Annotated in this window: 16 protein-coding genes; 5 read left to right on the top strand and 11 right to left on the bottom strand. The window is 70.8% G+C overall.

What is annotated here, in order from left to right; all coding sequences use genetic code 11:
• Nucleotides 1–40: 40 nt before the first annotated feature.
• Nucleotides 41–1,657 carry a TIGR02266 family protein gene (locus tag WME90_RS23130; RefSeq protein WP_437283348.1) on the bottom strand — a complete coding sequence of 539 codons (1,617 nt, stop codon included), beginning with the start codon at nucleotides 1,655–1,657 and terminating at the stop codon, nucleotides 41–43.
• Between the two features lie 227 nt (nucleotides 1,658–1,884).
• Here WME90_RS23130 and WME90_RS23125 point away from each other — a divergent pair, with 227 nt between their 5' ends.
• Nucleotides 1,885–2,280 (top strand): PilZ domain-containing protein, encoded by a 396-nt coding sequence (locus WME90_RS23125; RefSeq protein ID WP_437283347.1) that lies wholly within the window; start codon nucleotides 1,885–1,887, stop codon nucleotides 2,278–2,280.
• A 286-nt stretch (nucleotides 2,281–2,566) separates the two neighbouring features.
• Here the strand turns inward: WME90_RS23125 and WME90_RS23120 are convergent, their stop codons facing one another.
• The 6 genes from WME90_RS23120 to pilB all read right to left on the bottom strand — a co-directional run bounded on the left by WME90_RS23120 (nucleotide 2,567) and on the right by pilB (nucleotide 9,778).
• Nucleotides 2,567–4,255: a tetratricopeptide repeat protein gene (locus WME90_RS23120; protein WP_437283346.1), complete on the bottom strand. Its 1,689-nt coding sequence runs from the start codon at nucleotides 4,253–4,255 to the stop codon at nucleotides 2,567–2,569.
• A gap of 202 nt (nucleotides 4,256–4,457) precedes the next feature.
• Nucleotides 4,458–5,606 carry an OmpA family protein gene (locus WME90_RS23115; RefSeq protein WP_437283345.1) on the bottom strand — a complete coding sequence of 383 codons (1,149 nt, stop codon included), beginning with the start codon at nucleotides 5,604–5,606 and terminating at the stop codon, nucleotides 4,458–4,460.
• A gap of 8 nt (nucleotides 5,607–5,614) precedes the next feature.
• Nucleotides 5,615–5,941 (bottom strand): DUF4398 domain-containing protein, encoded by a 327-nt coding sequence (locus WME90_RS23110; RefSeq protein WP_437283344.1) that lies wholly within the window; start codon nucleotides 5,939–5,941, stop codon nucleotides 5,615–5,617.
• 108 nt (nucleotides 5,942–6,049) lie between these two features.
• Complete coding sequence (gene lexA / locus WME90_RS23105; protein ID WP_437283343.1) at nucleotides 6,050–6,742, bottom strand: transcriptional repressor LexA; 693 nt, start codon at nucleotides 6,740–6,742, stop codon at nucleotides 6,050–6,052.
• A 191-nt stretch (nucleotides 6,743–6,933) separates the two neighbouring features.
• Nucleotides 6,934–8,073 carry a type IV pilus twitching motility protein PilT gene (locus tag WME90_RS23100; protein ID WP_437283342.1) on the bottom strand — a complete coding sequence of 380 codons (1,140 nt, stop codon included), beginning with the start codon at nucleotides 8,071–8,073 and terminating at the stop codon, nucleotides 6,934–6,936.
• A 4-nt stretch (nucleotides 8,074–8,077) separates the two neighbouring features.
• Nucleotides 8,078–9,778, bottom strand: a complete 1,701-nt coding sequence (pilB, locus tag WME90_RS23095; protein WP_437283341.1) for a type IV-A pilus assembly ATPase PilB — start codon at nucleotides 9,776–9,778, stop codon at nucleotides 8,078–8,080.
• A 105-nt stretch (nucleotides 9,779–9,883) separates the two neighbouring features.
• Between pilB and WME90_RS23090 the strand changes: the two genes are divergently transcribed.
• Together WME90_RS23090 and WME90_RS23085 are read left to right on the top strand one after the other, a co-directional pair.
• On the top strand, nucleotides 9,884–11,107 hold the full coding sequence (locus tag WME90_RS23090) for an FHA domain-containing protein (RefSeq protein ID WP_437283340.1): 1,224 nt from the start codon (nucleotides 9,884–9,886) through the stop codon (nucleotides 11,105–11,107).
• Complete coding sequence (locus tag WME90_RS23085; RefSeq protein WP_437283339.1) at nucleotides 11,104–12,450, top strand: protein kinase domain-containing protein; 1,347 nt, start codon at nucleotides 11,104–11,106, stop codon at nucleotides 12,448–12,450. Before WME90_RS23090 ends, WME90_RS23085 begins: the two co-directional genes overlap by 4 nt.
• Nucleotides 12,451–12,464: 14 nt before the next feature.
• Here WME90_RS23085 and WME90_RS23080 read toward each other — a convergent pair whose 3' ends face one another.
• Nucleotides 12,465–12,761, bottom strand: a complete 297-nt coding sequence (locus tag WME90_RS23080; protein ID WP_437283338.1) for a hypothetical protein — start codon at nucleotides 12,759–12,761, stop codon at nucleotides 12,465–12,467.
• A 149-nt stretch (nucleotides 12,762–12,910) separates the two neighbouring features.
• Between WME90_RS23080 and WME90_RS23075 the strand changes: the two genes are divergently transcribed.
• Nucleotides 12,911–15,712 (top strand): tetratricopeptide repeat protein, encoded by a 2,802-nt coding sequence (locus WME90_RS23075; protein WP_437283337.1) that lies wholly within the window; start codon nucleotides 12,911–12,913, stop codon nucleotides 15,710–15,712.
• A 22-nt stretch (nucleotides 15,713–15,734) separates the two neighbouring features.
• On the opposite strand, the gene WME90_RS23070 is transcribed toward WME90_RS23075, so the two are convergent.
• Both WME90_RS23070 and WME90_RS23065 read right to left on the bottom strand, forming a co-directional pair.
• On the bottom strand, nucleotides 15,735–17,879 hold the full coding sequence (locus tag WME90_RS23070) for a M3 family metallopeptidase (protein ID WP_437283336.1): 2,145 nt from the start codon (nucleotides 17,877–17,879) through the stop codon (nucleotides 15,735–15,737).
• Between the two features lie 190 nt (nucleotides 17,880–18,069).
• Nucleotides 18,070–19,572 (bottom strand): PPC domain-containing protein, encoded by a 1,503-nt coding sequence (locus tag WME90_RS23065; RefSeq protein ID WP_437283335.1) that lies wholly within the window; start codon nucleotides 19,570–19,572, stop codon nucleotides 18,070–18,072.
• Nucleotides 19,573–20,017: 445 nt separating this feature from the next.
• On the opposite strand from WME90_RS23065, the gene WME90_RS23060 reads away from it, so the two are divergent.
• Nucleotides 20,018–20,293, top strand: coding sequence for a hypothetical protein (locus WME90_RS23060; protein WP_437283334.1), 276 nt, complete (start codon nucleotides 20,018–20,020; stop codon nucleotides 20,291–20,293).
• 41 nt (nucleotides 20,294–20,334) lie between these two features.
• On the opposite strand, the gene pruA is transcribed toward WME90_RS23060, so the two are convergent.
• The gene (pruA, locus tag WME90_RS23055; protein WP_437283333.1) at nucleotides 20,335–21,975 is read right to left on the bottom strand and encodes an L-glutamate gamma-semialdehyde dehydrogenase; all 1,641 of its coding nucleotides are present in this window, start codon (nucleotides 21,973–21,975) and stop codon (nucleotides 20,335–20,337) included.
• Between the last annotated feature and the right edge of the window lie 110 nt (nucleotides 21,976–22,085).

The following is a 22,085-nucleotide window of genomic DNA, read 5'->3' as shown; positions in this document are numbered from 1 at the left end:
TCGCAGCTGCCTCTCCCGCGGGTGACCCGCGGCCTGGTCATCAACCGTAGGGATCGTCGTTCTTCGGCGGCTTAGGCGCGGCCGGCCTGGGCCTGGGCGCCGCCGGCTTGGGCGCCGCGGGCGCAGCCGTCGCCGTGGGGGCCGCGGGCTCGGGCGTCGCGGTGGGGGCCGCGGGCTCCGCTGTCGCCGTCGCCTTGGGGGCCGCGGGCTCTGCCGTCGCGGTGGGGGCCGCGGGCTCCGCCGTCGCCTTGGGCGTTGCAGGCTCTGCGGTCGCTCCGGTCGCCCCGAGGGGCGCGGTCGCGGTCGCCGTCGGCGCCGCGGGCGCTTCGGTGGTCGCCGTGGGCGCCGTCGTCCCGGCGGGCGCAGCCTTGTCCGTCGCCGCGGGCGCCACCTCCGTCGGCTGAGGCTTCTCCACGGGAGCCGCGGGCTTCGCCGCGGGCTGCTCCGGCGCAGCCGGCGGGGTCGCGGGCGGCTTGTCGCTCTGCCCGAAGACGAGCCAGAGCGCGCCGCAGAGCGCCGCCGCGACGAGCAGGATCGTAAGGATCCGCCCGGTGCCGCTGCTCTCCTCCTCCTGCGCGAGCGGAGCTTGTGCTGGGGCTGCGGCCTTCGCCGTGGCCGCCTTGTCTTCCTTCGGCTTGGCCGCCGCCGGCTTCGCCTTGGGTTGATCGTCGGCCGCCTTCGTGTCCTGGCGCGCAGGCTTGGCGTGCAGATCGTCTGCCGGCGCCTTGTCCGCGACCTCGGCCGGCCTCTTGGCTGCGGCGACCTTCGCCGGCTTCGCCTCGGCCGCGGGCACATCGTCCCGAGCTTCCCGCTCGTTCGCCAGCTGCGCGACCGCCTGGACCGGTATGGCCGCTGGCTCCGCGAGCGGCTTGACGTGCTCTGCTTTCGGAGCTGGCGCGACCTCGGCCTTCTTCGGCGGAGCGGCCATGAGCGGCTCCTTGGACGCGCCGATCTCATCCAGCGAGCCGCCGGCGTCGGCGAGCGCTTGCTTCAGCAGCTCGGCCGCCTGCTTCATCATCGTCCGCTCGTCGGGCGGCGGCATCTCCTTCTCGGGGTTCGTCTGCGGGAAGAAGCTGCCGCCCTCCGCGGCGTCGGCCTTCTTCGCCGCCTCGCCCTTGCCCGCGTCGCCCTTCGCCCCGATCGAGCCGAGCCCCAGCATGGTCGACGCCCGCTTCACCTGCGCCTGCGCTGCCTTCGAAGGCGCGGGCTCGGCCTGCGGCGCGCTCGCGGTCGTCGCCGCGACCGCGGCCTCCGGCACCTCTTCGCCCAGATCCGTGCGGTCGGTGATGCCCGCCTCGAACGCCGAGCCGGCGCCCGCTTGCGCGTCGACGAGCCGGGTGATCACGGCCTTGGACTTCTCGTCGATCTTGATGAATTTCACGCCCATGCCCGCCGGGTGCGCGTCGCTCCCCTGCGCGGGCTCTCGCTTCCACACGACGCGGCCGACGCCGGCGATCACGGCTTGCTCGTCCTGCAGACGGATCTCGAATTTGAGCAGCGTGCCAGCGGGGAAGGGCGACGGCGTCTTGATGAAGATGCCGCCACGGCTCACGTCATGCGAGTGGTGCTCGATGAACTCGTCGACCGTGGCGCTCTTGTAGCGGACGGTCATCTGCAGCACTCTCGCTCGCGGATCTTTGCGTGTGTCCTGGGCCATCAGGGTAGAACTCCCGTCTACTTCGCGACTCGCTCCTGCGGATGTGGTCCGCATGTTACCCAAGGTTCGCCGCGAAGCCCAAAGGCTAACACGCGACGGTCGCTTTACCGAAGGCAGCGATGGGCGACCGGGCGAGCATGCTGTTCGCGCAGCGCGCGCGTGGTCGCGCCCGCGCCCCTGCGCCGCCGGGCTTGGCGAGCCGAGCGTGTGCGCGCGTCTCTCGTGATATGTTCGCGTCGACTGGAGAATGCGCCAGGATGGCTGTTCGGGACCACTTTCGCGTTCACGCGAGGCGACGCGTCGATCTTGGAGCCATGCTGCGCGATCGACAGTCGATCGAGGAGCACGGCGTTCGCATCCGCGATCTCGGGCTGGGCGGCGCCGGCATCGAGCTGTCCGAGGCTCAGCTCGCGTCGGAGCTGCTGGATCCCGAGGCATCGGTGACGCTCGAGGTCACCGCCCCGAACCTGTGGGATCCGCTGAGCCTCCGCGGTCGGATCGCCTGGATTCGCCGCGGGGCAGTGGGGAAGCCGGCGCGCGCGGGCGTCCGCTTCGAGCACCATGACGCCGGCTCTCTCTATGCGCTCTACCAGCTGCTCGGCACCGAACCCTTCGACCTCTAGCGCGGGGGGGCGCCCGCTTCGGATACGGGCCCATCTCGGCGTTTTCGGTGCTCGGCGTACGTGAGTACGCCTCCGCGCCGAAAACGCCGATCTGGGCCCGTCTCCTGTGCGGGCACCCCCCCGCGCTGCGGCTGGAACGGGGAGGGAGAGGGCGTTGGCTCGGCACGAGAGTACGGCTGCGCGCCGAAAACGCCGAGGTGGGCCCGTATCCGAAGCGGGCGCCCCCTCGCTGGCGGCCGTGCAGGTCGGCAGGACCTCCCGCCCAACCCCGGGACGACCTTCAGGCCTAGAAGGCGAACACTGGACCGAGGGTGGGAGCGAACACGAGGCCGAGCGTTGGCCACATCAGCATCACCTTCACCTCGGCGGATACACCCAGGTTCGAGGTGATGCCGTAGACCACGCCGGCGCCGAGCGCCGAGAAGTTCCGCCCGGTGATCTGGTAGGCATCGAGATCCTCGACGTGGCGGGTGTTCGGCGGGCACCTCTCGCTGCCGCTGGTGCGCACCAGATCCCCTTCCTCCGTCCGGCGATCGCACACATCTACAGGGACCGAGGCGTTCACCTGGGCCAGCCCGATGGGCGACACGAAGGCATAAGGGCGGAACCCCCCCTTCTCGACAATCCGATCCCCCAGGAAGAAATACGTGGCCCGGAGCTCCCCATGGAGCGGCAGGAAGCTGAGCGCCTGGAGATGCGGGTTCTCCTGCGGATTGCCGGTGGCGTCCGTCCACGCGCTCGGAGCGCTCTTGGAATCAGGCGAGCCGCCGAAGGCGAACCCGGCCCGCACCCCGACGAGCAGCGGCACGTCCGAGAAGAGCTGCCGGTCGTACGACAGCATCGCCCGCCACCCAGCAAGGCTCAGGCCGCCCTTGACCCCGTTCGTGTCAGGGAGATCCGCCGGCTCGCCGTAGAACTGCCGGCCTCCACCGCCCGGATAGAAGCAGGCGTAGGCGGCGTCGCTGCCCGAGCAGACGTAATCCGTACCGCGCACCAAGAGCAGGTCGAGCGAGCCGGACAGGCCGATCACGTTGCGATTGCCCTTGCCTCTCGACGCCCCGCGCCCCTCGTCGCTCCCCTGCTCGCAGGTCCCGTTCAAGCAGGTGAGCCCCGACTGGCACTCCACGGTCGCCTCGCAGGCCGCGCCCCAGGTCTTGTCCCCGCGCGCGCCGCCTGCCTCGGGGCAGCCAGGCAGTCCTGGCGGACAATCCTCCTTCGCGGCGCACCGCTTCGGCGGCTCCTGACCCGGCAGAGACGGCTCCTCGTCGATCTCGTTCTTGATCGGCACCCGGTGCGGCGCCTGCATCGAGCCGGCGGTGCCCACCGGGTCGCCCGCCTCGTCCCTCAGGATCACGAAATACCGGATATCGCCGGTCGTCGTGACATCCTCGCAGGGGATCTCCGCGCCGAAGCCGCGCTCGATACGGCTCATCTCGAGCGACTTCCACTTCGGGGAGCCGAACGGCTTGTAGCGCAGCGTCGCCTTCGACGCGTCGATCTCCTCCGGGATCTCGACATACACGGGCACCGGCGTGTTCACCGCCTGCTCGGCCACCGGCGTGTGGGGAACGTCGCCCGCCGCCTTCGTGGACTTGCCGCCGCCCTCGCCAGGCGCGCGCTCGGCCTTCCCGGCGGCCTGCGCCTCCTTCTGGGCCTCCTTGAACGCCTGGGCCAGCTCGGTCGTCGTCAGCGCGTCGATGAGCGCCGCCTTGGGATCGGCCTGGAGCGCCAGCACGAACTCCGCCTTGGCCTGATCGAGCTTGTTCCCGCCGCCGTACACCGTGCCGAGCGCGATGTGCAGCTTGCCGACCACCGGCTTCGAGCAGGCGTTCTTGTCGCACTTCTTCAGCGCGTCCTTGAGCTTCTTCTCCGCCTTGTCGAACTCGACAGAGAGGTAGTCATCGTCCATCGCCTGGTTGTGCAGCTTCATCGCCTCCGCGTCCTTTGCGCCGGCGGCGCCGGCGACCACCGGCACGCCGAGGACCCACAGCGAAGTCAGAGCAAACGCGAGACGAGCGCGGCGTGAACGACGGGAAAACACGGGTTCAGACCTCCAGGGTGTGCTGGGGAAGGGCTCTTGCTTTCAGGAGCAGGGGGCCGGGTCCGGCCCCCAGTACTGCGCGGTCGAGAGCGACCGTACCCCGACATGCCAGGCGGTGCCCCCCGCGGCGACCGGGCTACTGCGCGCCCTCCGTGCGGACGAACTGCACGCGCCGGTTCAGGGCGCGGTTCTGGTCGGACGTGTTCGGCACGATCGGCTGCTCCATCCCGTACCCCTTCGATGTCAGCCGGGCCTCGTCGATCCCCTTGGCCACCAGGTACTTCTTCACCGAGGCCGCGCGCCGATCCGACAGCTTCTTGTTGTAGGCCGCGGCGCCCTTGTTGTCCGTATGCCCCTGGATCTCGATCTTGATCTTCGGGTTCTGCTGAAGGACCTCCACCACGGCATCGAGGATCGGGAAGCTCTCGGGCCGGATCTTGTCCTTGTCGAACTCGAAGTGGATCTGCTGCGTGATCTTGATCTCCTTCTCGGTGACGATGACCAGGCTCGGCTTCTTCGGGCAGCCCGGCTTGTCGCCGCCGACCACGCCCGGCTCGTTCGGGCACTGGTCCTCGAGATCGGGCACGGTGTCCTGGTCGTTGTCCGGCTCGGGGCAGCCGTCGGCGTCCTCGTAGCCGTCCGGATCCTCCGGGTCGTTCGCGCAGTTCTTGCCCGTGCTGTCCTTGTCGTTCGCGTCGGGGATCGTATCGAGATCGTTGTCGACCTCGGGGCAGCCGTCCTCGTCGAGGTAGCCGTCCTTGTCCTCGGGCAGGAGCACGCAGCTGTCCTTGCTGTCCGTCAGGCCGTCGCCGTCCGTGTCCGGATCGTCCGGGCAGCCGTCATCGTCCTGGAAGCCATTCCAGGTCTCGGCGTCGCACGGGCACTTCTTGTCCTGCGGGTCGAGCAGCCCGTCGCCGTCGCAGTCTCCGGGCTTGGGCGGAGGCGCCTCCTCGACGAACCCGCGCTCGGCGCACTTCTGCGGCGGGGAGAGGTCGTACGCGGCGTGCGTGTTCGCCTTCGCGATGTCGAGGTGCTCCTGGGCCCGGGCGAAGAAGCCCTGCTCGATCTCGACCGAGGCGAACGACAGGTGCGACTTCGCCATCGCCAGCTCGCGCGGCGCGCAGCGGAGCGCGCCGTTGCGCTCCGCCTGCTTCGCGATGGTCGTCAGCGCCTCGATGTCGCCGCGCATGACCGGCACCTGCGTGCACGAGAAGGCGGCCCCGGCGATCGCCACGACGGCGACGGCGCCTGCGCGACGAGCGCTGCGGGAACTGCGGCGCGTCATTCGAATGTTCATCGACCCGCGCCCTCGTGCGCCTGCTTCGCTAGGGTGATCGCCTTGTCCGCGTACTCCTCCGCGACGTCGGCGAAGTCGATCGCGTCGCCGTAGTCGGCGGCCGCGGCCTCTTCCCGAGCCTTCCAGAGGTGCTCGCGCGCGGTGTAGTACTCGTACGGCGCATACTTCTCTGCGCCGAGCGCCTCGGCCGTCTCGAGCTTGCTCGAGGCCGAGTTTGCGGTGAACGCGTAGATGGTACCGCCGCAGCCGCCCGTGAGAGCCGCCGCGAGCACCATGCCCGCGCCTGAAATCCAAGTCCCGAATCGCCGCCCGTGCGTCGTCACGATCGCGTTCTTTCTGGAGCGGGCACCTAAGACCGTCTGCCCGGCCGTCGCGACGCTATCAAGGGCGCTCGCCGCACGTCAACCGGCTCGGGTAAGGGAAGGGCGAGGTCAGAGCTTCCGGTAGACGCCGACCACCACGCCGAGGAGCATCGCCGGCTTGAAGTCGCTCGCCCGGACCAGGATCGGCGCCATCGCCGCGTTCGCCGGCTGGAAACGCACGTAGTCCTTCTCGGGGAAGAAGTACTTCACGGTCGCCTCGTCGCCGATCAGCGCCACCACGATGTCGCCGCGCTGCGCGGTGAGCTGCCGGCGCACGAAGATGTAGTCACCGCTGAAAATGCCGGCCTCGATCATCGAGTCGCCGGTGACGCGCAGGCCGAACACCTCGCGCCCGCCGCGCACGAGCGTGCGCTCGATCCGGACCGTATCGAGGACGTGCTCCTCGGCGAGGATCGGCAGGCCCGCGGCGATCCGGCCGACGACCGCGATCTCGACGAGCTCGTCCTCCTGGTCGTTCGCGGGGGCGTCGTTCCCGCCGTTCACGAGCGCGCCGCGGAGATCGGCGCCGCCGCCGGCGCCCGCGCCATCGAGATCTCGCGGGCGGAGCGCGCGCGACTTCATGTCCTCGCGCGTGAGGTAGCCCTTGCGCTCGAGCGCCCGGAGGTGATCGTTCACCCCGTTCGTCGAGCGAATCCCCATATGCGCGCCGATCTCGCGCAGCGTCGGCGGGTACCCGCGCTCGCTGATCGACTGCCGGATATAGTGAAGCACCTGCTGTTGCCGCTCGGTGAGCCCCTGCATCGGGCGGAACCTACTGAACGGTTGGGTAGATGTCAAAAAAGTGTGGAGCCATCGCTCCAGGGGCTCGATTTTGCTGCGATTTTCTGAATGCCAGCGCCGCCCGACCGCTCGCCTCGGACGGCGCGGTGAGCCGTGAGGCGCGTCGAGCGTACAGGGTGAACCGAAGGGCAGGGCTCCGTCGTCAGGGCTGCTCAGGGTTGCTTCGGGACGTTGTTCCGTGAGCTCATCGCCTGCCGCGGCTCCAGCATCGCCCGGATCTCGTCGCCGTCGGCGGCGGCGGCGAACGCCTCTTCCAGCGTGATCATCCGGCGCTGGTAGAGGGAGACGAGCGACTGGGCCATCGTCTGCATGCCGCTGCCGGACTGGCCCACCTGCATCTGCGAGTAGATCTGGTGGAGCTTGTCCTCCCGGATGAGGTTCCGGATCGCCGCGTTCGGGATCATGACCTCCATCGCCATGACGCGCCCCGGGCCGTTCGCGCGCGGGAGGAGGAGCTGCGTCATCACGGCGACGAGCGTGAACGAGAGCTGCTGCCGCACCTGCGACTGCTGGTGCGGCGGGAAGACGTCGATGATGCGGTTGATCGTCGAGATCGCCGAGTTCGTGTGGAGCGTGGCGAACACGAGGTGGCCCGTCTCGGCGATCGTCAGCGCCGACTCGACGGTCTCGAGGTCGCGCATCTCGCCGACGAGCACGACGTCCGGATCCTGGCGCAGGGCGTACCGCAGGGCGTCCTTGAACGACGCGGTGTCGGACCCGATCTCGCGCTGGTTGACGAGCGACAGCTTGTGCGGGTGCAGGTACTCGATCGGATCCTCGATCGTGAGGATGTGCAGCCGCTGCTCCGAGTTGATCTTGTCGATGATGCTCGCGAGCGTGGTCGTCTTGCCCGAGCCCGTCGGGCCCGTCACGAGCACGAGGCCGCGGGGCTTGGCGGTGATGTCGAGAACGACCGGCGGCAGGCCCAGCTCGTCGAAGTTCATGATCCGGAAGGGGATCTGCCGGAAGGCGGCCGCCACGGCGCCGCGCTGCATGTAGATGTTGGCGCGGAAGCGGGCGAGCCCCTTCATGCCGAACGACAGATCGAGCTCGTTGCGCTGCTCGAACGACGCCACCTGCTCCTCGTTCAGCACCGAGTAGCAGAGCTGCCTCGTGTCGCTCGGCATGAGCGGCGGGAGCTTGAGCGGCACCACCGTGCCGTCGATGCGCAGGAGCGGCGGCGTGCCGCTCGTGATGTGCATGTCGCTCGCGCCCTTCTCCACCATCGCGCGGAGGAGCTGCTGGAGCGTGTACCGGAGGCCTTCCTGCTGGCCGACGAGCTCGGTGGTCATGCGCTCAGTCCCCCATCGTCACGCGGCCGACCTCCTCGGTCGTGGTGACGCCCGCGAGCACCTTCTCGATCCCGCTCATCCGGAGCGACAACATCCCGCCCTTGACCGCCGCGGCCTTGAGCTCGGCCGTGGACGCGCCCTGGAGGACCATCTCCTTCAGCGCGTCGGTGAAGCGCATGACCTCGTAGAGCGCGACGCGGCCCTTGTACCCCGAGCCGTTGCAGGTCTTGCAGCCCGCGCCGCGGACGAGGTCCGCGCGCGCCACCTGCTGCTCGGTGAAGCCGAAGTCGAGGAGCACCCTCGCGTCGACCTTCAGCGGGACGCGGCAGTCGGGGCAGATCTTGCGCGCCAGGCGCTGGGCCAGCACGAGGTTCACGCTGGCGGTGATGAGGAACGGCTCCACGCCCATGTTGAGGAGGCGCGAGATCGTCGACGGCGCGTCGTTCGTGTGCAGCGTCGAGAGCACGAGGTGGCCGGTGAGCGCGGCCTTGACGGCGATCTCGGCCGTCTCGAAGTCGCGGATCTCGCCGACCATGATGATGTCCGGGTCCTGCCGGAGGAACGACCGCAGCGACATCGCGAAGTTCAGCCCGATGTCGTCGTGCATCTGCACCTGGTTGATGCCGTGCAGGTTGTACTCGACCGGGTCCTCGGCGGTGCTGATGTTCGAGCCGACCTGGTTGAGCTCCGAGAGCGCCGAGTAGAGCGTCGTCGTCTTGCCGGAGCCGGTCGGGCCCGTGACGAGGACCATGCCCCACGGCTGGCCGATCGCCCACTTGAAGTCGGCGAGCGGCTTCGGATCGAAGCCGAGCTTCGCCATGTCGAGCTGCAGGTTCGACTTGTCGAGGAGGCGGAGGACGATCTTCTCGCCCCAGAGCGTCGGGAGCACCGAGACGCGGAAGTCCATCTCCCGGCCCCGGCCCATCTTCAGCTTGATGCGGCCGTCCTGCGGGAGCCTCCGCTCGGCGATGTCGAGCGAGCTCATGATCTTGAGGCGGCTCGAGATCGCGTTCTTCAGCTTGATCGGCGGCTGCATCTCCTCCATCAGCACGCCGTCGATGCGGTAGCGCACCCGGAGCTTCTTCTCGTACGGCTCGACGTGGATGTCGCTCGCGCCCTTCTTGATGGCGTTCAAGAGGATCGCGTTGACGAGCCGGACCACGGGCGCGCCCTCGGCGGCCTTCTCCAGCTCGAGGACGTTCACGTCGTCGGCCTCGACCTGGAAGCCGACCTCCTCCTCCCCGAACTCGCTCAGCACCTCGTCGTAGGAGGGCCCGACGTTGTAGGCGCGCTCGATCGCCTCCGTGATGCCCGTCTCGGACGCGACGACGGGCTCGACGTTGAAGCCCGTGAGGAACTTGATGTCGTCGATCGCGTGGAGGTTCGTCGGATCGGCCATCGCCACGACGAGCGCCGTCCCCGACCTGGAGATGGGGATGATCTTGTGCTTCTCGCAGACATCCCGCGAGACGAGGCGCGAGACCTCCGCGTCGATCTCGTACTCGTCGAGGGCGACGGCCGGGACGCGGTACTGCGTCGAGAGGAAGCTCGTGATCTCGCCGTCGGAGATGTACCCGAGCTTGGCGAGCGCGTACCCGAGGTTCTGACCTGTCTTGCGCTGCTCCTCTTGGGCTTGCCTGAGCTGCTGGAGGCTGATGAGCTTTTCGCGGACGAGCAGTTCGCCGAGGCGGTTCGTTGTCGACATCGAGGCCGCAAATCCTGCGGGTGACGAGGGAGGGAGTCAACGCTGGCGGTTGGGGCCGACGCGCATCAAGGGTAGGATGTCGGATGGTGGCGAGGATGGCGCTGCGTGAGTCTCTTTGAGTGGTTCGGGCTCAGGCGGGGGGACAGCCGACGCAGGGCGGCCGAGGCCAAGGAGCTCGCCGGCGATCTCGCGGGGGCGGTCGAGCTGTACCTCGACGCCGGGATGCCGGACGACGCGGCCCGGGTCCTCCTCCTCCGGGCGGACGCCGAGCGGAGCGTCGAGAAGCGGATCGCCTTCTGCGCGTCGGCGTCCCGCACGGCGGAGAGCCCGGAGCTCAAGCGCGCCGCGCTGGGGCGCAAGGCGCTGCTCGCGTTCGACCTGGTGCGCGCGCGGGGCGCGAGCGTGATGCGGAGCGAGGCGCTGGCCGTCGCGCGCGAGCTCGAGGAGGCGGGCGAGCTCGAGCGCGCGGCCGACGCGTACGCTCTGGTGGGTGACACCGAGTCGGAGACGCGGGTGCTGGCCGCGGCGGGCGCGATCGAGAAGCTCGAGGAGCGGCTCCGCTCCTCGATGACCGTCGAGAGGGACCAGCGAGAGCTCGCCGCGGTCCTGCGGGCGATCGCGGATCTCGATCGGATGGCGGAGCGCCGCGAGGCGATCGCGGTGGCCGAGGCCTGGATCGGGGGGAACCGCGGCGGCGAGCAGGTGGCCGACGCGCTGCGCGCGATCCGCGCGCGGCTCCTCTCGGGGCCGATCCTCTCGCTCGAGCTCGGCGGCGCGCTCCTGCGGTGCGCGCTCGGCGACGAGGTGACGATCGGCCGCGGCGAGGCGACCATCGTCATCGCGTCCCGCGCCGTCAGCAGGACGCACGTGCGGATCCGGCGCGGCCCGTCCGGCGTCGAGGTCGAGGATCTCGGGACGCGCAACGGCACGACGCTGGCGGGCGCGCGGCTCGCGGGGCCGCTGCCCGTCGGCCGCGGCGTGCAGCTCCTGCTCGGCGGGGAGGTGCCGTGCGCGATCACGCCCGGGACCGCGCAGGGGTGCGTGGTGGAGATCGCGGGCGAGCGCTTCACGGCGCCGCTCGGCGATCTGCCGGTCGGGCCCTGGCGGATCCGCCTCGACCGGGCCGGGGCCTCGGCGTTCGTCGCGCTGAAGACGCCGCAGGGGGCGCCGCCGCCCTTCCTCGGCGACTACCAGCTCGCGCCGTCGGTCGAGCTCTGCGCGGGCGACGCGATCGCCTCGGCGCGCGGGGGCACGGCGGTCTTCCGGCTACCCCCCGCGGGCGAGACCCCGTCGATCCGGCGCGGCGGCGCCGAGGGCGGGCCTGCGTGAGCCTGTGGCGGCGGCTCAAGGAGCGCCTCGGCGGCGCGCCGGTCGACGCGGACGGCGGTGCGCCGGTCGGCGCGGGCGGCGGCACACCGCCGGGCGGGGCGGACGTCGAGGGCGGCGCGCATCCGGCGCGAGCGCCGCGGCCGCAGGCGAACACGCGCGCGCCGCGTCACGGCGGAGGCGACGACATCGCGCGCCTGCGTAGCTCCGGAACGCGGGAGGGCCCGTCGACGGACGAGGTGATCGCGGTCCTGCGGCGGGCGCGCGGGACGCTCCGGGAGGCCGAGGCCGTGGCGCACCTCGTCGCCGCCATGGAGGAGCGGGTGCTGCCCGATCCGATCCGCGTGGCGTGCGCGGATCTCCTGGCGGCCCGGGGCGACGAGCAGGGCGCGCTCGCGGTGCTGGAAGGCGCCGCGTCGCGCGAGCGCGGGGGCGCGTCGCGCGCGCAGCCGGTGTCCTCGACCGAAGGCCTCGTCCTCGCGGCCGATCTGTACGCCTCGCTGGGGCAGCTCCCGCGGGCGGTCGGCGCGATCGAGCGGGTGCTCGTCCGGGAGATCGGCGCGCCAGGCGCGCGCGAGCGCCACCAGCGCTGGCGGGCGGCGCTCGGCGCGGAGCGGCCCGCGACCGCCCGCGTGGAGGACGCGACGATGGTCGCTCCCTCCGCGGGAAAGAGCCCGTTCCGCCTGCTCCGCGAGGTAGCGCGCGGCGGCGCTGGCGCCGTCTACGAGGCCGAGGACGAGGTGCTCGGCCGGCGCATCGGGTTCAAGGTCTACCACGGGCGGGGCGGCGATCGAGCGCCCCTCACCCGCGAGGTGCGGCTCGCCGCGGCGCTCGCGGGTCCCGGCGTCGTGCGGGTGTTCGACGCGGACCCCGAGGAGGGGTGGATCGCGCTCGAGTGGATCGCGCGCGGCTCGGTGCGGGACGTGCTCCGCGCCGGCGACGCGGCGGCGCTCGCGCCGATCGCGCGGTGGGCGCGTCCGCTCGCGCGTGCGCTCGCCCGCATCCATGACCGCGGCTACGTCCACGCCGACGTGAAGCCGGCCAACGTGCTCCTGCGCAACGTCGGCGAGCCCGTGCTCACCGACTTCGGGCTGGCCAGGCCCCGCGGCGCCCCGTCCGCCGGGGGCAGCCCGGGGTACGTCTCTCCGGAGCGGCTCGCCGGGCGGCCGAGCGATCCACGCGATGACATTTACGGCTACGGCCGCGTGCTCGAGGACGTTCTCGTCCACCTCGAGCGGCTCGGCGGCGAGGGGCTCGCTCCCTGGAAGGAGCTGTCGCTGCGGTGCCTCGGCCCGGACGACGACCGGCCGCCGGACGGCGCCGCGCTCGTCCGGGCCGCCTGCTGAGCGCCGCGGCGGGCTCAGCAAGCCGCGAGACAGCGCTTGTACCGATCGGACCCGGCCGCGTCGGTTCCATCGAACGCGCCGCAGGGAGCCTCCGCCGCGCACGCCGACGCGCACTGGACGCGGTCGTCGCACGACGCGTCGGCGGAGACGCCGCCGCCGTGGAAGCCGCACTCCTCGATGTGCTCCGTCGCCTCGTCGCACACGCTCCCGCAGCCGGACGCGACGGCGACCGCGAGCGCGATTGACGCGGCGCGACCTGCCCTTGCGCCGCCGCGTGCTTCCGTCCACCAACGACGCCTGCCTTCGCTCATGCCTGTCCTCTCCCGGAGTGATCTCTCGTACGGGGGGCCTCTCGCTGCGGCGGGGGGCGGCGCAGGATGGCAACCCGCTTCGCTTCGGGCGCGGCCCTGGGTAGATTGCTCGCCTGCATGCGCGTACGCAACGAGAAGAGGGCGCCCTGATGCGCTTGGCCATCGTCGCCACGCCCAGCTTGCACCGCGATCAGCGGCCGGCGCCCGGCTCCCTGGACGGGGATCTCATCCGGGCCCGCCTCTCGCTGGACGACGCCGGCTTCCGGGTGATCGACGTCGATCCCGCCCGGGATCTCGCGGAGCAGCTCGACGCGCTGTTCGACGAGGTCGTCGCGACGCGGAGGACCCTTGTCGACGCGGAGGACGCCGCGCGCGACGATGCCTCCAACCTGTTCCTCTTCTACGCCTCCAGCGCGGTCGCGCTGTCGCCGGACGGGGAGCTCTTCCTCTGCCTCGATCCCGAGAACCCCAGCGTGGGGGATGCGCTGGGCGACATTGTCGCGGTGTTCCGCGAGCGCGCTCGCGGCGAGGTGCTCTTCGTCCTCGAGTGCCACCACGGCCCAGGCGCGACCTCGCGCGCCGTCGTCGCCGCCGCGGAGCAGGCGGCGGCGTCTTCCGTGACGGGGGTCGAGCTCCTCGTGGCGGCCCACCCGATAGGCTCGCTCGACGCGGATCTGCCGTCGGTGTTCACCCGCGCCTTCGTCGAGCACCTCGACGAGGCCGAGCCGGAGCGCGGCCTCACCGCGGAGGCGATCTTCCGCCGCGTGGAGGGGAATGCCGAGCTCGCCAGCGCCATCCCGTGCTTCGCGTGGACGGGGGATCGGGGCTCCTTCTCGGTGCTCGCCCCGCGCGGCGCTGCGCCGAGCGCGCACGCGGGGGAGAGCACCGAGGCAGCGCCGCTCGCGTTCGTGGGCGAGCGGGACGCCGCCACCACGCCGGCGCCGGCGCCGGACGATCCGGTCGCGCAGTACCTCGCGGCCGGCGACACGCTCGCCGCGGCCGCGGACCTGGAGGGCGCGCTCACGGCGTACAAGAAGGCGCTCGCGCTCGTCGGCGTCGCGCACCGGGACGCGCGCGCGGAGGTGCACCTGCGCATCGCCCAGACGAGGTGGCGCCAGGAGCGGCACCGCGAGGCGATCGAGAGCTTCGACAAGGCGCTCGCGCTCGCGCCCGAGCACCGGCCCGCGCTGGAGGCGCTGGTCGAGCTCCACCTCGCCGGGCGCGACTTCGCCCGGCTGCGCACGGCGGAGGAGCGCTTGCTCACGCGCGTCGAGGGAGACGCCGAGCGCTTCGGTTTCCTCGTCCAGTTCGCCGAGCGCTGGGAGACCATCGCCGACGAGCCAGCGCGAGCGCTGGAGCTCCTGGAGCGGGCGCGGGAGCTCCGCCCCGACGACGCCACGGTCCTGCGCGGCCTGGGCCGGCTCTATCAGGCCGCGGGCGACCTCGGAGCGTCGATCGAGGCGCGCCGCTGCCTCATCGAGCAGATGGAGGAGCCGAAGCAGCAGGCGGTCGCGCTCCTGGAGCTCGCGCGCGTGGCGATGCAAGGCGAGGCCCGCGCGACCTTGACCGAGGTCACGCGGGAGCGGGAAGGGATCGAGCTGCTCGAGCGCGCGCTGGACGCAGATCCCGCGTTCCTCGATCCGCTCTCCCTCGTCGCGATCCTCCTCTCGGCGCGGCAGGAGTGGGGCGAGCTCGAGTTGGCGTACCGGCGCATGCTCGATCGCGCGCAGCGCATCTCGGACCCGGGCGTCCGGAGCGACGTCACCTGGGAGCTGTGCCGCCGCCTCGGCATGCTCTTCCGCGATCACCTCGAGGATCCCAGCTCCGCGCTGGAGGCCTTCGAGGGCGCGGTGGCCGAGCGACCGGACGACGTCCCAGGGCGGCTCAGCGCGGCGTCGCTCGCGCGGACCGCCGGCCGTCTCGAGCGCGCCGCCGCGCACCTCCAGGCCGCGGCGGTGCTCGATCCTGGCAACGTCCAGGTGTTCCACGATCTGTTCGACACCTTCCAGAAGCTGAGGCGCGTCGATCAGGCCTGGTCCGCGGCGAGCGTGTCCGTCTATCTCGGAGCGGCCGAGACGCGGGAGCGCTTCATCTTCGAGGAGCACCGGCCGGCGGGCCTCGTCCAGCCTGCGCGCGGGCTGAGCGTCGCGACGTGGGATCTCCTGCGCGCGGGCGATCGCGATCGCGCGCTCGAGGAGGTCCTCGCGTCGGTCGCCGACGCGGCGATCCGCGCGCGGTTCGCCCAGCGCGCGCGGGAGAAGCGCGTTCCCCAGCTCGATCCGGCCGCGCGAGCCGACGCGGAGCGGAACGCGGCGGGCGTGGTGCGCCTGTTCTCATGGGCGAGCCGGTGCCTCGGCATCGCCGCGCCGGCGGTCTACCTCCGCAAGGACGCGCCGATCGCGGTCGCCGCGGTGACGGTCGAGGAGCCGAGCGTCCTCGTCGGCGGCGAGGCGCTCCGCGGGAGGACGGCCGCCGAGCTCGCGTTCCTGGTGGGCAGCCACGTCGCGTACCACGTCGGCCCGCACCGGCTGCTGCTGCATTTCCCGTCGCTCGAGGAGCTCGGCGTCTGCCTGGCCGCGGCCGTGAAGGTGGCGCGGCCGTCGGAGCTCGTCCCCGCCGATCTCGAAGCCGCGGTGCTCGCGCTGGTGCCCCTCCTCGACGAGCGCCTGACGGAGAGCGAGCGTGACGCCCTGGAGGCCGCGGTGTTCGAGCTCTACGAGATCCGCGCCCCGCTGGATCTCGCGCACTGGGTGGGATCGGTCGAGCGGTGCGCTGCCCGGGTCGGCTATCTGCTGACCGGCGAGCTCTCGGTCGCGGCGTCGTCGCTCTCGCGAGGAGACACGCCGGGCGTGCTGACGGCCGAGGAGAAGATCGGCGATCTCCTCTCGTTCACGGTCTCGGACGCCTACCACGCCTTGCGCCAGGAGCTCGGCGTCGCGATCGAGCCCTAGCCGTGCCCGGCGGCCGGTCCGCTCACTCCTTGCCCTGGAGGTAAGCGAGGTACGCGTCGTGGCTCGGCGCGCGGCCGAGGAAGCGGGCGACGAGCGCTCCTGCCTCGACGCCGCCGCCCTTCGCGAGCACCTCGTCGCGGAACGCGCGCGCCACGGCGGGGTTCAGCAAGCCCTCCTTCTTGAAGCGGGTGAGCACGTCGCGCGAGAGCGACAGCGCCCACTGGTAGCCGTAGTAGCCCGCGTCGTAGGTGATGAGGTGTCCGAAGCTCGACTGGAGGTGCGTCCCCTTCACGAAGACGAAGGACTCGTTCGCGCGCTGCGCCTGCTCCACGACCAGGGTCGCGTCGAAGCCCGGATCGCGGCTGTGGAGCTCCAGATCGATCGACGCGAGGGTGAGCTGCCGCTGCGTCGCGAGCGCTCGACCGAAGCCTCGCGCGCGGGTCATCGCCTGGAAGAGGGCGTCCGGGATCTTCTCGCCGGTCGCGTGGTGCCTCGCGAACAGATCGAGCACCTCGCGCGACCACGCCCACTCCTCGAACATCTGGCTCGGCGCCTCGACGAAGTCGCGCACGGTCGCGGTACCTGAATAGGAGGCCAGCTCCGAGCGTGTCAGGAGGTGGTGCAGCACGTGCCCGAACTCGTGGAAGAACGTCACCACGTCCTCGTGAGACATGAGCGCCGGCTGCGCCCCCGGCTTCGGGAAGTTGCACTCGAGCGCCGCGACGGGGGTCTGCCACGATCCGTCGTCGAGGAGCTTCGCCGTCCTCACGGCGAACATCGCCGCGTGCTTGTACTTGTCGGGCCTGCTGTAGAGGTCGAGGTAGAACTTGCCGATCAGCTTGCCTTCGGAGCGCACCTCGTACGCGGTCACGTCGGGGTGCCACGCGTTCGCGGGGACCTCCTTGTACTCGATGGCGTACATCTTCGCGGTGATGTCCATGAGCCCCTGCTTCACCGCGCCGAGCTCGAGGTAGTCCGAGAGCGCCTGCGAGTCGAACTGGTACGTCGACGCGCGGACCCGGTCCTCGAGGAAGTAGCGATCCGAGGGGGGGAGCTTGTCGGTCGCCTTGCCTCCGAGCCGCACGTGCTCCTTCATCAGCGCGGCGAACTCGGCCTTGGCGGGCTCTCTCAGCGCCGTCCTGACCTGGTCAAGGAAGGCGCGCACGGCGCCGCTCGTCTTGGCCATGCGCGGCTCGATGGCGTAGTCGGCCCAGCTCTTGTAACCGAGCATCTTCGCCTTCTCGGAGCGGAGCGCGAGGAGGCGATCGATCAGCTTCACGTTCTTCTCGCCGCCGCGGTTGGTGAACAGGACGTAGAGATCGAGCGCGGCCTTGCGGTCCTTGGCGTAGGTGACGAACGGGAAGAAGTCGGGGTAGTCGGTGCTGATCTCGACCTTGCCGCTCGCGTTGGGCGCGTGCTTCGCCACGTACTCCTTGGGCAGCCCCTGAAGCGCGGCGGGCGCGACCTCGATCGATGCGGTCGACGCCGACAGGTTCGACATGAACTCCTGTCCGATGCGGGTGATCTGCTCGTTCACGTCGCGGAGGCGCTGCTGTCGGTCGACCGGCAGCGACAGCCCGTTGCGGCGGAAGTCGCGGAGGACGTCGGAGAGGAGCCGGGCGCGCTCTCCGTTCAACGTGTCGCGCGCGTCGCCTTTCTCGGCGTACGCCTCGATGACGGCGGCGAGATCGGCGTCGAGCCACATCGCGGTCGTGAACCTGTCGACCTTCGGCTCGCAGAGCCTCGCGGCCTCTCGCACGGCCGCGTCCGGGTGCGCGACCCCCATCAAGTACGGGAATTCGCCCGCGCTGTTCACCTCGAGCACGGCGTCGTCGAACCGCCCGAGCGTCGCGGCGTAGGTGAGCTTCGCCGGCGGCGCGCCTCGGAGCGCCCTGATCGCGCCGAGGTGCCCCTCTGCCGCGCGCAGGTGCTCGTCGCAGAGCTGCTTCACGCCGTCCACGGTGAGCCCCTGCGCCACCGGGTCGAACTCGGCGCGCGGCGGGGCCTCGGACGGCGGTGTCGTCGGCGTCGCCGTCGGCCCCGGCGGCGTGGCGCTGCCGGTCGTGGCCGGCGAGGAGACCCCGCCGGTCTGGGTGCCAGCGCTGCAGGCGACGAGCAGGAGAAGCGAGAGGAGCCCCGAGCGTGCGGGTGTGTAGCCGACCTTCATGTCGGTCGGGCTATACCACGGGGAGCGGGAAAGCCCGGTAGGGAGCCGCGGGCGATCTACGTATCCGGCGAGCTGCCGACGAGGGAGCGCGCGGTGCCGGCGTTCGAGCGCAGTCCGGCGCCGCGCTCCGAGCAGCCGGCGGCGTGAGCCCTGGGGAACGGGCGCTCACGCCGTGCGGTGCTTCAGACCCTCAGTTTGTCTGCGGCGGCAGGTAGGCGAAGAGGCAATTGTATCCTCGGCTCGTCACGTCGGCGGCGGGTGTTCCAGCCGATACCTTGACGAGCAACCGGTTGTCCGCTGAGCCCGCCGGGATCGCGACCCGCTGGACGTACAGGTCTTCGTCTTCGGTCTCCGTGGCCGAGTGGGTGGCGGTGTCGATCGGGGTGCCGTCTCCATTCAGCACCTCGGCGCTGAGCTCGCGGACCCCGGACCCGTTGCGCTGCCCTTCGCAGATGACCGAGAACGTCCAGCCCTCTTCCACGTCGTCGAGGGGAACCGCGTAGATGTCGACGTCTGCGGTCTCTCCATCGGCGATCTGCCCCTCGATCGCGTAGCTGACGCCGCCTCCCCCGTTCTGGAAGGAGACCAGGTCGCCTTCCGGCGTCTCCACGACGCCGTTGGTCTCCTCTTGGGCCTCGAGCGGATCGGAGCTCGCGCGGCTGTTCAGCAGAATATAGAAGTCGTTCTTTCCCACCTCTCCCGCAGGGCGCTTGACGAAGACGAAGTACTCCTGCCCGGCTTCCACGGGGAGGGCGATATCGCCGCCCTTCGACGGGTCCACCTTCGCGTACGCATTTGTCAGATCGGTCGAAGCGAACACGGCGATCTCGCTGACGTCCACCGTCGAGCCATTGCCCTCGATCCCCGTCGGCATCGCGACGCTCAGCTGGGCCAGGATCTCATGGTCGACCGCGGGGGTCTCCGGCGGCGTGAACGAATACACGTCGACGTCGGTCGCGCTCGCGAAATTGCCGAACGCGAAGGTTGTGAAGTAGCCGGACTCGTCGTTGTTCAGCGCATAGTGCAGCTGCACGGCGTGCTCGGAGTCATCGTTGGGCTCCGTGTCGCCGATGAGGCTGTCTGTCTCGCTCTCCGCCGGATCGACCGGGAGGAACCACAGCGAGTAGTCGAAGCTCACGATGTCGGCCGGGTCGCCGCAACCCTCCGGGTAGACGGCGTTGCACTCCTGGACGGCGATGAAGTACTCGCCGTCTGCTGGCAGGACGGTGACGAGCTCGCTGTCGTTGACGAACCCCGGGGCCGAGTCGTCGTTCTGCGCGAGCTGGTTCCCTTCGGCGTCGAACAACGTGATGACGGTATCGGGATATGTCGGATCCCTCTCGTCATCGGAAGGCTTCGCGTCGGTCAGGATGTACACGGCCTCACCCTTCGTTCCGGTGAAGCTGTAGTAGTCAACGTCCTCCTCCGGCGGCTCGAGCGTCCCCTCGATCCCATTGTTGCCGGGTTGGATTGGCTCCGCTTCGTCGCGGCTGTCGTTGCCGTCGTCCACCTCGCCTGAGCCCGTTGAGGTGCTGCCGGTGACGGCGCCGGTGGTCGCAGACGACGTGGTGGTGCTCCCGGCTCCTCCCTCGCCGCCGCTTCCGCCGCCGCCCTCGTCGTCTCCACCGCAGCCAGCAGCGGTCGCCGCGAACGTGCCGAGCACGAAGAAACCCAGAAAATACATCGACTTCATAGCACCTCCAACGTTTGCTATCCCACGGCGGCTCCTGGTGTAGCCGCGTGGGAAATATCCACCTACGCTTCTGCTCGTCCTGCGCGCCATAGGGGCGCACGCTTTTGACGCGCTGAGATCTGGAGCATACGTAACGGCCGGGTGCTGCTCCACAATCGAATCGTCGATAGGGCGGATCGGCCTGTAGAGCTCGGTAGATGGTGAGTCTGATGGCGATGAGTCCGGGGCGGACACCCAAGAAGAAACCCGATCTCCGTTGGTGGGATTAACGACTTGGGCGGAACACGGAGCTCGCCGGTGGGCTCACCGGCTCGATTCGCCACCGGCGGCGCGCGCTTCCGGCCTGGATGGGCGGCTGGGTCGAGTCGGCGCCGCGCGGCCGCCCCCTGCTCGCCTCTCGCCGCCGGCGCGGCAGCGTGCTCCGATGGCCGCTGGAGCTTCTGTCATGCCCCGCCCTGCGCTCACCCTGGTCCTGCTGCTCTTCGCTTCCACCCCCGGCTGCTCGTCGGACATCGACGCCTGCGAGGTCGTCTGCGCCAAGAACGCCGAGTGCCAGGCCGACAGCCCTGGAAAGGACACGTGCGTCGCGCTGTGTGTCGAGCTGTCCGACCGCGACTCGTATGCCACGGCCATCGAACACACGGCCGAGTGTTACGACGAGGAGGACCGATCCTGCGCCGACCTCGCGGGTGGCGTCTGCGACTACCAGCCGGAGGATTGAGCGGCGAGGCTCGCCGCCTCGCCGCCTCGCCGGCGCGCTTCCTACTCGGCCGCCATGAACGGATAGGCGACCGAGCGCGGCGGGGCGAACGTCTCCTTCACGACCCGCGGGGAGACCCAGCGGAGCAGGTTGAACAGGCTGCCCGCCTTGTCGTTGGTTCCGGACGCGCGCGCTCCGCCGAACGGCTGCTGCCCGACGACCGCGCCGGTCGGCTTGTCGTTGATGTAGAAATTGCCCGCCGCGAACCGGAGCGCGTCGCTCGCCGCCTCGATGAACGCCCGATCGCGCGCGAACACGGCGCCTGTCAGGCCATACGGCGACGTCTCGTCGCAGAGCGCGAGCGCCTTGCGCTCCTCGCCGTCGGGGTAGACCCAGACGGTGAGCACCGGCCCGAACAGCTCCTCCGTCATCAGCGCGTGGCGCGGATCCGTGGTCTCGATCAGCGTCGGCTCGACGAACCAGCCGTCGCTCCCGTCGCTCGCGCGCCCGCCGCCGCCGCACACGATCGAGCACGCCGCGTCCGCCTTCGCCGCGGCGATCCTCGCCGTGAGCCGGGCGTGCGCGCGCCCGTCGATCACCGCGCCCATGAAGTTGCGGAGGTCGGCGACGTCGCCCACGCGGATCGCCTGGATGTGCCCCACGAGCCGGTCCTTGAGGGCCGGCCAGAGCGAGCGGGGGATGTACGCGCGCGACGCGGCCGAGCACTTCTGCCCCTGGTACTCGTAGGCGCCCCGGACGAGCGCCACGGCGAGCGCGTCGACGTCGGCGCTCGCGTGCGCGAAGACGAAGTCCTTCCCGCCTGTCTCGCCCACGATCCGCGGGTAGCCGCGGTAGCGCCCGATGTTCTCCCCGATGCGACGCCAGATCGACTGGAAGATCGCGGTCGAGCCGGTGAAGTGGATGCCGGCGAAGTCTGGATGATCGATGCAGGCGTTCGAGACGAGCTCGGGCGGGCCCATGACGAGGTTGATGACGCCGCGCGGGAGGCCCGCCTCGATCAGCAGATCCATCACGAAGTGCGCCGAGTACAGCGCGTTCGCCGACGGCTTCCAGACCACGGTGTTGCCCATCAGCGCCGGGGCCGCGCACAGGTTGCCCGCGATCGCGGTGAAGTTGAACGGCGTCGCCGCGAAGACGAAGCCCTCCAGCGGCCGAGGCTCCGCGAGGTTCCAGACGCCGGGCGCGCTCGCCGGCTGCTCCGCCGCGATCCGGTGGGCGAAGTGGACGTTGAAGCGGAAGAAGTCGATGAGCTCGCAGGCCGAGTCGATCTCGGCCTGGTACGCCGTCTTGCTCTGCCCGAGCATCGTCGCCGCGTTGAGCGTGGGGCGGTACCGGGTCGCGAGCAGCTCGGCCGCCTTGAGGAACACGGCGGCGCGCTCGGTCCACGGCGTCCTCGACCAGGACGGGTGAGCTCGTCGGGCGGCCTCGATCGCGCGCGCGACGTGCTCGGCGCCGCCCTGGTGGGCGCGGGCGAGCAGGAGATCGCGCCGGTGCGGCGCGCGGACATCGTCGAGCGCTCCGGTCCGGATCGCCTCGCCGTCGATGATCATCGGGAGCTCGATCGTCTCCCGCGCCCGGCGGTCGAGCTCCGCCTTGAGGGCCGCGCGCTCCGGGCTGCCAGGCGCGTACGTGAGGACGGGCTCGTTCAGAGGGCTCGGGGGCGTGGCGATGGCGTCGATCATGACGCGAGTCTAGCGGCGCAACAGAGGGCGCGCAGCGCTCCGCCACCGTTGCTCTCTGCCGCGGCGTGAGCCGGATGGCCGCGGAGGAGAGCGCTCGCCGCAATACAAGG

Source organism: Sorangium sp. So ce375, from assembly GCF_051473855.1.
Lineage (GTDB): Bacteria > Myxococcota_A > Polyangia > Polyangiales > Polyangiaceae > Sorangium.
The sequence above is the reverse complement of the archived record's forward strand: the minus strand, read 5'-3'. Positions and strand labels throughout refer to the sequence as shown.

Bases quoted from the DNA above. Each gene is read 5' to 3' on its own strand.
- WME90_RS23130 (WP_437283348.1), bottom strand. From the start codon at position 1,657: ATGGCCCAGGACACACGCAAAGATCCGCGAGCGAGAGTGCTGCAGATG.
- WME90_RS23125 (WP_437283347.1), top strand. From the start codon at position 1,885: ATGTTCGCGTCGACTGGAGAATGCGCCAGGATGGCTGTTCGGGACCAC.
- WME90_RS23115 (WP_437283345.1), bottom strand. From the start codon at position 5,606: ATGACGCGCCGCAGTTCCCGCAGCGCTCGTCGCGCAGGCGCCGTCGCC.
- lexA (WP_437283343.1), bottom strand. From the start codon at position 6,742: ATGCAGGGGCTCACCGAGCGGCAACAGCAGGTGCTTCACTATATCCGG.
- WME90_RS23100 (WP_437283342.1), bottom strand. From the start codon at position 8,073: ATGACCACCGAGCTCGTCGGCCAGCAGGAAGGCCTCCGGTACACGCTC.
- pilB (WP_437283341.1), bottom strand. From the start codon at position 9,778: ATGTCGACAACGAACCGCCTCGGCGAACTGCTCGTCCGCGAAAAGCTC.
- WME90_RS23080 (WP_437283338.1), bottom strand. From the start codon at position 12,761: ATGAGCGAAGGCAGGCGTCGTTGGTGGACGGAAGCACGCGGCGGCGCA.
- WME90_RS23075 (WP_437283337.1), top strand. From the start codon at position 12,911: ATGCGCTTGGCCATCGTCGCCACGCCCAGCTTGCACCGCGATCAGCGG.
- WME90_RS23070 (WP_437283336.1), bottom strand. From the start codon at position 17,879: ATGAAGGTCGGCTACACACCCGCACGCTCGGGGCTCCTCTCGCTTCTC.
- WME90_RS23065 (WP_437283335.1), bottom strand. From the start codon at position 19,572: ATGAAGTCGATGTATTTTCTGGGTTTCTTCGTGCTCGGCACGTTCGCG.
- WME90_RS23060 (WP_437283334.1), top strand. From the start codon at position 20,018: ATGCCCCGCCCTGCGCTCACCCTGGTCCTGCTGCTCTTCGCTTCCACC.
- pruA (WP_437283333.1), bottom strand. From the start codon at position 21,975: ATGATCGACGCCATCGCCACGCCCCCGAGCCCTCTGAACGAGCCCGTC.